The sequence below is a fragment of the Pseudomonas sp. C2B4 genome, assembly GCF_013359695.1.
Lineage (GTDB): Bacteria > Pseudomonadota > Gammaproteobacteria > Pseudomonadales > Pseudomonadaceae > Aquipseudomonas.
The window spans coordinates 1-13319 of the sequence record NZ_JABFMU010000095.1; the positions used below are offsets into that span (position 1 = coordinate 1).

13 protein-coding genes are annotated in these 13319 nt (G+C 58.8%); 7 read left to right on the forward strand and 6 right to left on the reverse strand.

What is annotated here, in order from left to right; translation table 11 throughout:
• Positions 1-332: 332 nt before the first annotated feature.
• Both HNQ83_RS29940 and HNQ83_RS29945 read right to left on the reverse strand, forming a co-directional pair.
• Entirely contained in the window at positions 333-1688 is a 1356-nt protein-coding gene (locus HNQ83_RS29940; RefSeq protein ID WP_175392446.1) for a dicarboxylate/amino acid:cation symporter, read from the reverse strand.
• Positions 1689-1795: 107 nt separating this feature from the next.
• Complete coding sequence (locus HNQ83_RS29945) at positions 1796-2851, reverse strand: tartrate dehydrogenase (protein WP_175392447.1); 1056 nt, start codon at positions 2849-2851, stop codon at positions 1796-1798.
• A gap of 137 nt (positions 2852-2988) precedes the next feature.
• On the opposite strand from HNQ83_RS29945, the gene HNQ83_RS29950 reads away from it, so the two are divergent.
• The 4 genes from HNQ83_RS29950 (at position 2989) to HNQ83_RS29965 (ending at position 7255) form a co-directional block, all read left to right on the forward strand.
• Complete coding sequence (locus HNQ83_RS29950) at positions 2989-3897, forward strand: LysR family transcriptional regulator (protein ID WP_175392448.1); 909 nt, start codon at positions 2989-2991, stop codon at positions 3895-3897.
• 249 nt (positions 3898-4146) lie between these two features.
• Positions 4147-5712: a CHASE2 domain-containing protein gene (locus HNQ83_RS29955; protein ID WP_175392449.1), complete on the forward strand. Its 1566-nt coding sequence runs from the start codon at positions 4147-4149 to the stop codon at positions 5710-5712.
• Positions 5713-5725: 13 nt separating this feature from the next.
• The gene (locus tag HNQ83_RS29960) at positions 5726-6130 is read left to right on the forward strand and encodes a hypothetical protein (RefSeq protein ID WP_175392450.1); all 405 of its coding nucleotides are present in this window, start codon (positions 5726-5728) and stop codon (positions 6128-6130) included.
• A 27-nt stretch (positions 6131-6157) separates the two neighbouring features.
• Positions 6158-7255, forward strand: coding sequence for a M48 family metalloprotease (locus tag HNQ83_RS29965; RefSeq protein WP_175392451.1), 1098 nt, complete (start codon positions 6158-6160; stop codon positions 7253-7255).
• A 3-nt stretch (positions 7256-7258) separates the two neighbouring features.
• Here HNQ83_RS29965 and HNQ83_RS29970 read toward each other — a convergent pair whose 3' ends face one another.
• Together HNQ83_RS29970 and HNQ83_RS29975 are read right to left on the reverse strand one after the other, a co-directional pair.
• Positions 7259-7579 carry a multidrug efflux SMR transporter gene (locus tag HNQ83_RS29970; protein ID WP_175392452.1) on the reverse strand — a complete coding sequence of 107 codons (321 nt, stop codon included), beginning with the start codon at positions 7577-7579 and terminating at the stop codon, positions 7259-7261.
• Positions 7580-7648: 69 nt separating this feature from the next.
• Positions 7649-8104, reverse strand: coding sequence for a carboxymuconolactone decarboxylase family protein (locus HNQ83_RS29975; protein ID WP_175392453.1), 456 nt, complete (start codon positions 8102-8104; stop codon positions 7649-7651).
• A gap of 119 nt (positions 8105-8223) precedes the next feature.
• Here HNQ83_RS29975 and HNQ83_RS29980 point away from each other — a divergent pair, with 119 nt between their 5' ends.
• The 3 genes from HNQ83_RS29980 to HNQ83_RS29990 all read left to right on the forward strand — a co-directional run bounded on the left by HNQ83_RS29980 (position 8224) and on the right by HNQ83_RS29990 (position 11016).
• Positions 8224-9645 (forward strand): PLP-dependent aminotransferase family protein, encoded by a 1422-nt coding sequence (locus HNQ83_RS29980; protein WP_175392454.1) that lies wholly within the window; start codon positions 8224-8226, stop codon positions 9643-9645.
• 113 nt (positions 9646-9758) lie between these two features.
• On the forward strand, positions 9759-10391 hold the full coding sequence (locus HNQ83_RS29985; RefSeq protein ID WP_175392455.1) for an FMN-dependent NADH-azoreductase: 633 nt from the start codon (positions 9759-9761) through the stop codon (positions 10389-10391).
• A 25-nt stretch (positions 10392-10416) separates the two neighbouring features.
• Complete coding sequence (locus HNQ83_RS29990; RefSeq protein ID WP_175392456.1) at positions 10417-11016, forward strand: TIGR00730 family Rossman fold protein; 600 nt, start codon at positions 10417-10419, stop codon at positions 11014-11016.
• A 94-nt stretch (positions 11017-11110) separates the two neighbouring features.
• On the opposite strand, the gene HNQ83_RS29995 is transcribed toward HNQ83_RS29990, so the two are convergent.
• Together HNQ83_RS29995 and HNQ83_RS30000 are read right to left on the reverse strand one after the other, a co-directional pair.
• Positions 11111-11758 (reverse strand): hypothetical protein, encoded by a 648-nt coding sequence (locus tag HNQ83_RS29995; protein WP_175392458.1) that lies wholly within the window; start codon positions 11756-11758, stop codon positions 11111-11113.
• A gap of 730 nt (positions 11759-12488) precedes the next feature.
• Complete coding sequence (locus HNQ83_RS30000; RefSeq protein WP_175392457.1) at positions 12489-12905, reverse strand: organic hydroperoxide resistance protein; 417 nt, start codon at positions 12903-12905, stop codon at positions 12489-12491.
• Positions 12906-13319 lie beyond the last annotated feature (414 nt).

The window sequence follows — 13319 nt, forward strand, 5'->3', positions numbered from 1 at the left end:
ATTCAGCATAAATGTTGACTGACCCGGCCCCTTCGCGAGCAGGCTCGCTCCCACAAGGAGATCGCAGATAGGCCCGCAACCAGGTCGGCGTTCAGGCCGCCTCGCTTTGGCTTTTGATCTTGATCTGCCCCGTCGGAAGGCCGAGCGCAGGTTCTCTGTAGGAGCGAGCTCGCTCGCGATGGACGTCAACGATAACGCGGGCTGCCTGAATGATCCCGTCGTCCAGACGTTTTTCGCGAGCGAGCTCGCTCCTACAGGCTTGTCCAAGTAACCCGCCGTAAGAGCGGAACCGTAAGTCGCCGTTACCGCAGAAACGGATATGTACCCGCCCCCTATGCCCGAGAAACGTTTTTCAAGTTAGACATCAAGGGAGCAGCCACCACCGACGTCGGCACAATCACATCATTCACCTGCCCGACCTCAGGCTTCTCCTCCACCACCTCCCCATTCAACGCCTTGTGCATCTTCACCGTATCCAGCGCCCCCACCCACTTGGCAATCGCCATGGTCCCCACACCATTGCCAATGGTATTGGTGATCGCCCGAGCTTCCGACATAAACCGATCCACGCCGAGCAGCAACACCATCCCCGCCACCGGAATCGTTCCAAGGGACGACAACGTCGCCGCCAGAATGATGAACCCGGAACCGGTAACCCCCGCCGAGCCTTTGGAGGTGAACATCAGCACCGCCAGCACAATCAGTTGATCGGTCAGGGTCAGCGGCGTGTTGGTCGCCTGGGCAATGAAAATTGCGGCGATGGTGTAATAGATCGCCTGCCCGTCCGGGTTGAAGGTCAAGCCGGAGGGAATGATCATCCCGGCGACGGGTTTGGACACCCCGGCCTTTTCCATCTTCGAAATCATCTGCGGCAGCACCGATTCCGAGGAGCTGGTGCCGAGCACAGTGAACAGTTCTTCCTTGATGAACTTGAGGAACTTCCACAGGCTGAAACCGCTGTAGCGGCAGATCGGGCCGAGCACGAAAATCACGAACACCGCGCAGGTCAGGTACACGCAAGCCATCAACTTGCCGAGGGAGAACAGCGAGCCGAAGCCGTATTTACCGATGGTGAAGGCGATGGCGCCGAAGGCACCGATCGGCGCCAGGCGCATGACCATGTTGACGATGCGGAACATGCCCTGCATCAGGCTGTCGAGGGTGTCGACGAACGCTTTGCCGCGGGGCCCGACGTGGGCCAGGGCGATGCCCAGCAGGATGGAAAACAGCAGAATCTGCAGCACGTTGCCCTTGGCGAAGGCATCGACAATGGTGTCGGGGATGATGTTCATGACGAAGTCCATGAACGAGGCGTGCTTGCCGGCCGTGGTGTAGGTGGCGATGCTGGCGGTGTCCAGCGTCGCGACGTCGATGTTCATGCCGGCACCGGGCTTGAACACATCGACCACCACCAGGCCGACCACCAGCGCCAGCGTCGACACCACTTCGAAATACAGCAGTGCGCGAAAGCCGACCCGCCCCAGTTCCTTCATGTTTTCCATGCGCGCGATGCCCGTGACCACGGTCAGGAAGATCACCGGCGCGAGCAGCATCTTGATCAGTTTGATGAACGCATCGCCCAAGGGTTTGAGCGCGGCGCCGGTTTCGGGCACGAAGACCCCGACGATGGCGCCGAGGATCACGGCGATGAGCACTTGTACGTAGAGTTTGCCGAATATTCTTTTCATGACAGGGCCCTGATTTTTTATTGTTGTCAGGAAATGCCCGGGGGTCGGACACGCGGGTCTGCCCCCAGGCGTTGTGCCGCAGTACTACTTTGAATCGCTGGGAAAAATCAGCGGTTGATCAGCGCAATCACCGCGTCGGTGATCTGCCGCGTGGTGGCGGTGCCGCCCAGGTCCGGGGTGTGCAAGCCGCTTTCGGTGACGGCTTCGATGGCTGACATCAGGTGCTTCGCCGCAGCGGCTTCGCCCAGGTGTTCAAGCATCATGGCGGCGGTCCAGAAGGTCGCGATCGGGTTGGCCACGCCTTTGCCGGTGATGTCGAAGGCCGAGCCGTGGATGGGCTCGAACATCGACGGGAATTTTCGCGAAGGGTTGAGGTTGGCGGTCGGCGCGATGCCCAGGCTGCCGGACAGCGCGGCGGCCAGGTCGGAGAGGATGTCGGCGTGCAGGTTGGTGGCGACGATCACGTCCAGGGTCGACGGCTTGAGCACCATGCGTGTGGTCACGGCATCCACCAGTTCCTTGTCGATCTTCACGTCCGGGAAGTCCTTGGCCACTTCGTAGAAGATCTCGTCCCACAGCACCATGCCGTGGCGCTGGGCATTGGACTTGGTGACCATGGTCAGGTGTTTGCGCGGGCGGCTCTGCGCCAGTTCGAAGGCGAAGCGGTGAATGCGCTCGACCCCGGCCCGGGTGAACACCGAGACTTCGGTGGCGACTTCTTCCGGCAGGCCACGGTGCACGCGACCGCCATTGCCGGAGTACTCGCCTTCGGAGTTTTCCCGCACCACCACCCAGTCAATTTGATCGCCGTTGTGCAACGGGCTTTTTACCCCTGGCAACACGCGGGCCGGACGCACGTTGGCGTACTGGTCGAAACCCTGGCAGATCGGCAGGCGCAGGCCCCACAGCGAAATGTGATCCGGCACGTTGAGCGCACCGACCGCGCCGAAGAAAATCGCGTCGAAGGTTTTCAGTTCTTCCAGGCCACCCTCGGGAATGTAGTGGCCGTTTTTCAGGTAGTTGTCGGAGTTCCAGTCGAAGTGTTTGAAAGCCAGTTCGAAGCCGGACTTTTTCGACAGGGCCTGCAGCACCTCCACGCCGGCGGCGATCACTTCCACACCGATACCGTCACCTGGCACTGCTGCGATTTTGTATGCGCTCATTGTTGACTCCACTCTCGTCGATTTCTTGTTGTTCCCGTTGAACCGGACTGTTCAGGCGGGGTGTGAGCGGAGTATATGTAGTGAACAAATAGGTGTGAGTTACTCCAAATCACTACATAAATAACTTTGAGTTACGAATGAGCCAGACCCTGGATTTGTCTTTTTTCTACCTGCTGGCCAACAAAGGCAGCCTCGCGGCGACCGCCCGGGAGTTGGGCATCACGCCACCGGCGGTGAGCAAACGCCTGACGGCGCTGGAAGCACGCCTGGGCATTCGCCTGGTCAATCGCACCACGCGCTCGATGAGCCTGACCTCCGAAGGCGAACTGTATTTCTCCCAGGCGGCGCGCATCCTCACCCAGATCAATGAGCTGGAGCAGTTGGTCAGCAGCAGCCGCGCAACGCCCAAGGGCCTGATTCGGGTCAACGCTTCGCTCGGTTTTGGCCGGCGCCACATCGGCCCTGCCCTGGCGGCGTTTTATGCGCAGTATCCCGAGGTGGAAATTCAGCTGGAGATCAGCGATCACCCGCTGGACCTGGCCACCCACGGCTTCGATCTGGGCATCCGTTTCGGCACCTTGCCGGACGCCGCTTTCCATGCGCGCAAGATCGCCTCCAACCGCCGCCTGCTGTGTGCCTCGCCGCTGTACCTGGACAAACATGGCACCCCGCAGAAACTGTCCGACCTGCAACACCACAACTGCATTTTCATCCGCCAGAACGAGTCGCCCTATGGCGTCTGGAGCTTCACCAATGGCGGGCACACCGACAACATCAAGGTGCACGGCGCCCTGGGCTGCAACGATGGCGAAGTCGCCCTGAACTGGGCGCTGGAGGGCTACGGCATCTTGCTGCGGGCCGAATGGGACATCGCCCGCTATGTGCGCAGCGGCCGCCTGCGCCTGGTGCTGGAAGACCAGACGCCGACCCGCGCCGACGTGTATGCGGTGTACCCGCAGCAACTGCATTTATCGGCGCGAGTGCGCAGCCTGATCGATTTTCTGATCGAGCGTTTCAAGCACATCGACAATGTCGAAGACAGCTGAATTGAAAATGGATCCTAAAGTGTAACAACCGCGAAACAGCAGGGATCAAGCGGCTTATTTCGCCGATAAAGGGCGCTTGCCGGTGGCTGGCCAACTGCTAGTGTGAACAGGGAGCGCAACGGTTGAACCAGCCATTTTTCGCAGTGCTACAGGTCATTGGTCAGCAGTACCGGAACGCAACAACGGCAGACTCCTGCACAGTTCCCAGCGAGTTCCTGGGTTGGCGTTTTGTGGATGGCGGAAAACGGTATGACCGGCCATGACAAGTCCGAGCACTGGATCGCCCGTGGGATATCTGCCGGTACTCACCATTTGCCTGCTGCGTTGATGGTTGCTGCTCTGGTGTATATCGGTCATCACCACTTGCATTTGCTCAAAGCCATCGATGGTTACGCCTTTCTCGGTATTGGCAACCGCACGGCCTTTTCTCAGTACACCGGTAGCCACCCCACAGTGGCGGTGGTACTGATCGACCAGAAAAGCAACGAAGACTACTACCGGGAACGCAGTCCCCTGGATCGCTGCCAGCTGAAACAGGACCTCGAAGCCATTTACAACCTGTCCAAACCACCGAAACTGTTAGTGGTCGACCTTGACCTTTCTCCTGTACTACCCCTCAACGACTCGGTAAATGAAAAAACCAAGGAGTGCGACGAGCAACTCAAGACGTTGCTGATGCAAGACCGCACGAAAATCACCGAGACCGTTAAGAACATCACCCATACCGTATTGATCACACCCTTTGAGATGCTCGACTACGAAGCCCAAAAGAAAAACGAAGATTGGAAGGAAAGCCTTAAGCCCTTTGTGTCCTTCGCCGATGACCCCACCATTAACGTCAGCTTTGGTCTGGTCAACGATCTCGATTGCAATCACAAATCACTGGCTGCCGTCGCATTCAAGGTGTACTCGAATTCCCTAGTGGGTCTGGAAAAATGCCCGGAAAAAGAAAGTGAAGAAAGCAAACGCCACGTTCCCCCGCTAATCATCAGTCCGGCTCAATATCTGTCCGGTTTGCAAGCCGTGTCACTATGCCAGTTGCCATCGCGTTTGGGCGACAACCAATGTAAGGGCTTCACCCTTTACAACGCGCGTTATTACTACCCCGTCGTCTTCGTCGGCAGTAGCTTTGGCGACAGTGACACCTTCCTGACCCCGCTCGGAATAATGTATGGCGTGGAGGTGCATGCCGCCGCCTTTATGTCGTTGGTGGAGCCTACCGATGAAATCAGTTGGTTTGCTTTCATTCTGGACGTCGCACTCGGCCTGCTGATGGGCGGCCTGATTGATTTGTCCTGGCGCTACTACTTCTCCTTTCGCTTCAGCTCAAGCGCTGTAAAACGCCAGTGGGCCCCTTGGCTGATCCTGCTACTTGCTATTGGTTTTACGATTGTGGTCGTAGTGCTGACCATTGGTTCGTATGGGTTGTTACGGCACTGCAGCATTTGGCTGTCTCCGATTCCGATTGCACTGGGGATGCTGATTGAAAGTTTTTTCAACGGTGCGATCAGTACTGCCGTGAAAGAAGGCTACGAGCAGCGTCAGGCCATGATCCGACGTCTGCAAGCCAGCGGCCCCGACAGCTTCGCCAGCAAACTGGCCCTGGAAGCCGAACAGCGTCCGCACTATGCCCACACCCTTCAAGAGCGCGCGAAGCGTTTCGTTTACCTGGATTGCCTGCGCCTGTGGCGCGCTGAGAAACATTGCGCATCGACCTTGCTGTTCATGCGCCGGCTAACGTTTCTCCTGGTGCTGCTGCTTGCGTTTTTCTGGGATGAGATTGTTCCACCCGTCATGGACTTTTTCTTTCACTAACCGAGGACATGCCATGAATTCGCTCTGCTTCAAGCTCGCCATTGCCACGCTGTTGCTGCCTGCCTCAATGACCGCCATGGCCCAGGACTGCAAGGGGCTGCAGGACCTGCAGTACAAAAACGACAAACCGCAGGCCGAATGCGGCTCCCTGTTATCGGTACTCGACAGGTTGACCAACACTCGAAAAGCCGGCGGCCGAAAACTCGAAGAAGACCGCCCCTTCAACGCCCAGGCAGCCCAGGCCGACCTGGCGAAGGCCAAGGCCGACCCCGAAGTCCGCCAGCGCCTGGACAAGATCAACAAGGAGGTGTCCGACCCGACCCGCCGTCTGGTGTACGAAGCAGCGGTCCTCGATGAGGAGGGTTACTACAGCGCCAGGGACTTGCGCATCAACCAGATCAAGCAACAACACAAATGACAGGCAAGCCCCTGTCGGGGATACACCATGAATGCGCGCGTAGCCCTGTACGGGGTGCTGGCGCTGGCGATATTGGTCAGTGCCTGCAGCACCCCGAAGCTTTCCAACCCCTTCAGCAGTAAAGAAGGCCCGCAAAACATCAAGGACATCGGCAGCCTGCCGCCCCGGGCGCTGGTGGTGCTCGACCGTAACTGTGCCGAACTGGTGCAGCCCTATCGACTGACCGACAACTTCGCCTCGCTCTCGGTGTTCGGGATACAGGAAGGTATCAAGGCAGTGCCCGGACAACTGAGCAAATTGCTCGGCGGTGGCGACTCGCAAGCGGCTGCCAGCAGCGACAAACTCGGCGACTCGGCGAAACAGGCGGCCAAGCAATTGAACTGGCTGCCCATGAGCGCCGAGGTAATGTATGCCGAGCGCCAGCATCAGTCCCGCCAGGAAGAGTTGCTGGCCCGCGACAGCAAGCAGGGCCGCAAGTATTACCCGACCGCCGACAAGATGCTCAGCGATATCCTGGCCAGCATCCACGAGCCCTACGACTATCGATTCAAGCTGTTTATCGTCAAGAGCGACAACCATAACGCCCTGGCCCTGCCGGGGGGCTACCTGTATCTGGACAAGGGGTTGTTGACCACGCCACAGATGCAGAAAAAGGCCTACTTTGCCCTGGCCCACGAAATCTCCCATGTGTTGCAGCGGCATGAAACCAAGGAAATGCAGAGCGTGGTAGTCGACTCCTTCAGCGTCAAATCGGACTTGCTCACAGTGATGAAAGGCGCACAGGGCAACCCCAAGGCGGTGGTCGACCGGGTCAAGCTGGAGAAAGGGCAATTCACCCAACACCATGTCGACCAGGAACTGCAGGCCGATTCCTGCGCGGTGAAAATGCTCAGCCGCGTCTACCCCGATCGCCAGCAACTGGCGGAGGCGATCAATGCGTTTATCACGGACTTGCCCGCGACGCAGGGCGGCCCGGCGACGAAAATCGCCAGCAACCAGTTTCTGGCCATGGCGGACGATGTAGAAGACATCGTCACCACACCCGCCATGCGCCATCCCAATACCCAGGAGCGTAAAGCCAATCTGCAGGAGATTTACCAGGAGGTTTCGGCGGGCGGGAAATGAGGCTTAGTTCGCCGACACCAGTTTGAGCCCGATGACACCGGCCAGGATCACGCCGATACACAGCAGACGCAGCGGCGCCGTCGAATCGCCGAGCAATGCCATGCCGACAATCGCGGTGCCCGCCGCGCCGATGCCGGTCCACACGGCGTAGGCCGTGCCCACCGGCAAGGTGCGCAACGAGAGTGAAAGCAGAAAGACGCTCGACAGGCCGGTAACAACCGTCAAGACGCCGGGGAGCAGTCGCGTGAAGCCTTCGGAGCCCTTCATGAAGAAGGCGAAGGCGATTTCCAGAATGCCGGCGATACCCAGCAGTGCCCAGGCCATGTGTCATCACTCCTTCTTGGGTGAGAGAGAAACCTGTGGCGAGGGAGCTTGCTCCCTCGCCACAACGGATCAGGCTTTTCCAGCGGCCGCCGGTTTCGAGCGAAACGCCACGCCGAGCCGATTGAAGGCGTTCATCAGGCTGATGGCGTAAGTGAGATCCGCCAGTTCTTTTTCGCTGAACACCGCCGCCACGGCGGCATAGTCAGCATCGGCAACGCCGGTTTCAGCAACCCGCGTGACGCTTTCCGCCCAGGCCAGGGCCACGCATTCGCGGTGGGTGAATACATCGCCTGCGTCGCGCCACACCGGCACCAGGACCAGTTTTTCCACGGCGACACCGAGCTTGATCAGGTCCCGCGAATGCATGTCGATGCAAAAGGCGCAGCCATTGATTTGCGACACCCGCAGGTAAACCAGATCGACCAGTTCGGTGGGCAAGCCGGTCTTCAGCAGGTAGCCGTACACATTGCCGAAGGCCTTGTAACCTTCAGGGGCGGCACTGGCGTAGTCGATACGTTGAGTCATGATCAATCCTCGGGTTTGCTGTTTGGAGGTCTGCATCCTGGAGCTGCTTGGCCCATTGGAAAAGATCCATATTCCCGCTAATGTTCTGAGCCATGATCGCTTTCCCCAGAGCCTCCCCCATGACAAACCCCGCCCTCGACAAGCTTTCCCCCCTCGATCCCACGTCAACGGAGCCGATTTACCGGCAAATCTACTGGCGGTTTCGCAGGGCCATTGCCGAGGGTGTGCTCGCGCCAGGCGAACGCATTCCGGCGGCCCGGGCACTGGCCAAGGAGCTTGGGCTGGCACGCGGCACCATCGACACCGCGTACTCGTTGCTGGCGGCTGAAGGCTACATTCAATCCCGCGGCCAGGCCGGCACGGTGGTGGCCACGGGGCTGAACATCGGCACCGACAAGGCGCGCATCGAGCAACCATCGGGTTTGTCCACCGTGGCTTCGATCCGGCACAAGGCACCCGTGCTGCCCTTTCAAATGGCCCTGCCTGCGCTGGATGCGTTTCCGCGAAAAATATGGGCGCAGATCGGCGCGCGCTGCGTGCGTGCCACACAAATTCCGGACATGGCCGCCCCATCGGCCAATGGGCTGGAATCGTTGCGCACGGCGATTGCCACCTACCTGCAGGTGGCCCGTGGCATTACCTGCCAGCCTTCGCAAGTGTTCGTGACCTCGGGCTACCGCCACACTCTGGGGCTGATCATTCAAGCGCTGCTCAAACCGGGCGACGAGGTCCTCGTCGAAGATCCGGGTTACCCGCCGACTCGCCAGTTACTGGAGCAGTTGCACATTCCGCTGACTGCGGTGGCGGTCGATCAGGACGGCATGCAGGTTGCGCGCGGTCTGAGCCAATCACCGAATGCGCGCGCCTGCGTGGTCACACCGGCGCATCAGAGTCCGTTATGCGTATCGCTCTCCCTGCCGCGACGCCTGGAGCTGCTGGAATGGGCGGCCCGCCAGCGCTCATGGATCATCGAGGACGACTACGACGGCGAATACCGCTACATCAGCCGTCCCCTGCCCGCGCTCAAAAGCCTGGATCGCGACGGCCGCGTGCTCTATGCCGGCACCTTCAGCAAAGTGCTGTTTCCTGGCATCCGCCTGGCCTATCTGGTGGTGCCGCCAGCACAGGTCGAACGTTTCGAACAGACCAGCCAGACCTTCTACGGAGGCTGCCCGGAACTGACCCAGGCCATCGTCGCCACGTTCATGACCGAAGGTCATTTCGCCCGGCATATCCAGCGCATGCGCAAACTCTACGGCGAACGCCGCGAGGCGACGGTCAGAGGGCTGAAGAACGTCCTGGGCGAACACATCCACATCGATGCCCAGCCCGGCGGCATGCACTTGAACCTGCGGTTTACACAGCCTCAATCAGATCGCTCGCTGGTCGAACGCCTGCTGAATGCGGGTATTTACGCCGAACCCTTGAGCGAATGCTGCATCGGCTCGCAAACACATTCCGGGCTCATGCTGGGTTTCGCCAACATCGACTCGCAAGCCGCCGCCGAACAGCTGGGAAAACGCATCCTGGCGTTGCTCTGAGCGCATCCGCCCCACCTTCATGGCCTAGTCAAACAGGCCATTCTTGGCTCTTCGGAACGAGGCCAAGCGGCGCCATCATGCAGACCCTGCCTCCTTGAACAGCAAAGGGTCCCATGAAAATACTGCGCGTGATTTGCAGCCCGCGAGGGACAGCCTCCGAGAGTTATCGGCTCTCGCAAACCCTCATCAACCACCTGATCGACAGCCATCGCGGCAGCGATTTCATCATCACCGAGCGCGGCGTCACCGGGCTTTCGCATATCGATGCCGACTACGCCGAAGCGGTGAGCAGGCGGCGCGATCCCTCCAGCGCGGTCGCCGAAAAAGGTGCCCTGTTGCAGTCCGAACACTTGATTCGCGAGCTGGAAAACGCCGACTGCGTAGTGATCGCCACGCCCATGCATAACCTGATGGTGCCCTCGACACTCAAGGCCTGGCTCGACCATGTGATTCAGGCCGACCGCACCTTTCGCATCACCGCTCAAGGCAAGGTCGGTGCCCTGCGCGACCGACCGGTGTTTATCGCCATCGCGTCGGGGGGCACCTTCACTGGCGACCATGCGCAGCAACCTGATTTCCTGCGGCCCTGGCTGAAGACCGTACTGGCGAGCATCGGCTTGCTCGACGTGACGTTTTTCTCGGTGGAAGGGACCGCTCAAAAACCGGATGCCTTGAAGGCCACCCGCGAAAAAACCGAGCGGGAAAGCGCCCGGTATTTTTCCACTCACACGCCACTACCCGCCTGAATCGGCCCCCACCAGGAAACATTCGATGACCCACGCTTCTCCCCTGCGCAGCATTGCCGTGTTCTGCGGCTCCAACGACGGCTTCAACCCCGCCTATGTCGAGGGCGCCCGCGCCTTGGGTCGCGAAATCGCCAGACGCGGTTTGCGCCTGGTCTATGGCGGCACCCACAAGGGGTTGATGGGCGTCATCGCCGATAGCGTGCTCGCCGAGGGCGGCCAGGTTGTCGGCATCATCACTCAGCTGTTGTTTGAACTCGGGCATTTGCATGCAGGGCTGACGCAGTTTGAAGTGACCCGGGACATGCGCAGCCGCAAGACACGCATGAGCGAGTGCGCCGATGCGTTCATTGCCTTGCCGGGCGGCTTGGGGACCTTTGAGGAGTTGTTTGAAGTGGCGACGCTGACGCAACTGGGCGAACACCGCAAAGGCGTCGCGTGCCTGAACATCGGCGGTTTTTTCAATCCGGTGCGCAGCCTGCTCGACCATGCCGTTCAGGAAGGCTTCATGAAGACCGAGCACAGCGAGATGCTGATGTTCGACACCGACCCTTCGGTCCTGATCGATGCCCTTGAACGGTGGCAGGCGCCGACCGTGACGAAGTGGATTGGCCCGGCCCCACTATGATCTGAACGCTTTCAGGTCCTGGCGACCGATGCTGCTCACACATCGGTCGCCAGGACCTTTTTCATATCAGCGCCAATGAGCCAGGCTCTTGTGCTTATTGCGCCGCTGCATTTGTCCACTGCGGCGTGGTGAGACTCTCCTGGCGCTTGGCCCGCTGAGTCAGTGCCAGCATCGCCAGGAAGCCCAGCACGATCAGCACCGGATACGCCATCAACAGCTCGCTGAGCGAATACTTCCAGGCCAGGGGACGCCCGACACCGAGCATGGCGGCATACATCCAGGAGACCGCCGACAGCGAGCCACAAAACAGGGCCAGCATCCGCGCACTGAATCCGAGGTCAAGCAAGGAGCCTGCCTTTTTCAGTGCCGGCAATACCAGGTTGTGCAGCAGGACGCCGTTGTAGGTCAGCAGCACGACAATGATCACCTTGGCGTGAAGCTTCGGGTTCATGAAGTATTCCGTGCCTTTGCCCAGGTAGTCGATGCCGATAATGGCAGCGCCGGTCACCCATAGACCGACCAATGCCCAGACGACAGACCGCTGAAGGCTTTCCATGTGCGCAAGATCATGTTCAGTGAAGGCCTTGCGTTTCCACAGGTCCCTGACCATTGCGATATCACTGGTCAACACCAAACCAATCGCCACGCAGCAGGCGACCAGATGAACGTAAACAACGCCCAGCCGCAATAGCTCCATGAATTCTTTATGTTCGATCAGGCTCATAATTGTATTTATCGCCACGGGTATGTTCTCCACCTTATTCGATAGTACAGATAGGCCAATCAACAGAGCATTGCTTTGTAAATAACCCTGCACGACCTTGCTCATACAAGAAAACAAGCAATAGGTTTATTATAAAAATCCTATTGATGCGGTAAATTAATCATTAACAGCTTAGTTAGCACCTCTCAAATTTCAGATAAAAAAATCCCCATTTGCATAACTGCATATGAGGTTCGGGTTTCACTTCCTTACTGCGATTCCAGGAGCAGGTCATGGGGATGACGTGCTGCAGAATCTGAGGGCCTAAGCCCGGGTTTGTTCATTTTTCAGGCTTATCACCGACAAACGGTCGCTGACTTGAGGGTCAACGAAAACGGTACTAGCGCCTCAACTTTCCCGTCGATGCCCATTCCAACTGAGCTGCTTGGTTTTACATGACTGCCGTCATTACCCATTGGATCCACTAGTTGCCACACAGACCAACTAGATGAGCAACAAGCGAACTCTTGTCATTTACACCCCTCAAACTAAAACAGTCATACTATTTTCGAGCGCATTCAACGCCCAAGAGGGCTCGATGAGAAACTAATACGAGCGCACTCAATCGGATAAACCAACTTAGTTACCAGGCAGTATGTGAGAGAGTTTGAGTAAGCGCCGATAAAAGCTCATCACTCATCCCCGGAAGGGTTCAGGTCTTGGCAACACGGCTTGCGAAAGCTGTCGCCAAGACCTCTTTTATTTCAACTCAGGCGAGCTTGACCACCACGTTGATATTGTTTCGCGTGGCTTTCGAATACGGGCAGTATTTGTGCCCGGTATCGACCAGTTTCTGCGCGGTTTCGCGATCCAGCCCCGGCAGGCTGACATTGAGCCGCGCCTGCAACAGGTAGCCGCCTTCATTGGTGCCCAGGTCGACTTCGGTGTCGACGGCCACATCCTTGGGCAGCGCAACTTTCAGCTCCTTGGCCGCAACGCCCATGGCGCCGATGAAACAGGCCGACCAGCCGGCGGCGAACAGTTGTTCCGGATTGGTGCCCCCACCATTCGTACCCGGAGAAGAGAGTTTCACATCCAGAATGCCGTCAGAGCTGCGAGACGCCCCGTCCCGGCCGCCGGTGGTGTGGGTTTTGGCGGTGTACAGTACTTTATCGAGCTGGGTCATGATGATCTCCTGATTGATTGGGATTGTTATGCGATTTCAGGTGCATCAGAAAAACGGCCTTCCGGCCTGGTGCCGGTCATTCAATATAGACGGCGCTGTACAACCGGGAGCCGGATCCGACAAAGACCACCCTGTGGGAGCGAGTTGGCACGGGCGGCGTTCCGACGAAGGGGTCAGGTCAGTCGATATTGACTCTGAATGACACACCGCATTCGCGAGCAGGCTCGCTCCCACAGGGGGGGTTGTGTGCATCTGCAAAATTCAGGTCGGCTGTCAGGCCGCCTTCGCGGGCAAGCCCGCTCCCACAGGGGACCGCGAACAGCAGTGAGGTCGAGTGTCAGCTCGCCTCGACAGCTTTAGATCCACCCGCCCCTTCGGAAGGCTGAGTGGAGGCGTTCATCCGGGGATGGGCGC

Coding starts and splice junctions, on each gene's coding strand:
- HNQ83_RS29940 (WP_175392446.1), bottom strand. CDS start 1,688: ATGAAAAGAATATTCGGCAAACTCTACGTACAAGTGCTCATCGCCGTG.
- HNQ83_RS30000 (WP_175392457.1), bottom strand. CDS start 12,905: ATGACCCAGCTCGATAAAGTACTGTACACCGCCAAAACCCACACCACC.
- HNQ83_RS29950 (WP_175392448.1), top strand. CDS start 2,989: ATGAGCCAGACCCTGGATTTGTCTTTTTTCTACCTGCTGGCCAACAAA.
- HNQ83_RS29990 (WP_175392456.1), top strand. CDS start 10,417: ATGACCCACGCTTCTCCCCTGCGCAGCATTGCCGTGTTCTGCGGCTCC.
- HNQ83_RS29945 (WP_175392447.1), bottom strand. CDS start 2,851: ATGAGCGCATACAAAATCGCAGCAGTGCCAGGTGACGGTATCGGTGTG.
- HNQ83_RS29975 (WP_175392453.1), bottom strand. CDS start 8,104: ATGACTCAACGTATCGACTACGCCAGTGCCGCCCCTGAAGGTTACAAG.
- HNQ83_RS29980 (WP_175392454.1), top strand. CDS start 8,224: ATGACAAACCCCGCCCTCGACAAGCTTTCCCCCCTCGATCCCACGTCA.
- HNQ83_RS29955 (WP_175392449.1), top strand. CDS start 4,147: ATGACCGGCCATGACAAGTCCGAGCACTGGATCGCCCGTGGGATATCT.
- HNQ83_RS29960 (WP_175392450.1), top strand. CDS start 5,726: ATGAATTCGCTCTGCTTCAAGCTCGCCATTGCCACGCTGTTGCTGCCT.
- HNQ83_RS29965 (WP_175392451.1), top strand. CDS start 6,158: ATGAATGCGCGCGTAGCCCTGTACGGGGTGCTGGCGCTGGCGATATTG.
- HNQ83_RS29985 (WP_175392455.1), top strand. CDS start 9,759: ATGAAAATACTGCGCGTGATTTGCAGCCCGCGAGGGACAGCCTCCGAG.
- HNQ83_RS29970 (WP_175392452.1), bottom strand. CDS start 7,579: ATGGCCTGGGCACTGCTGGGTATCGCCGGCATTCTGGAAATCGCCTTC.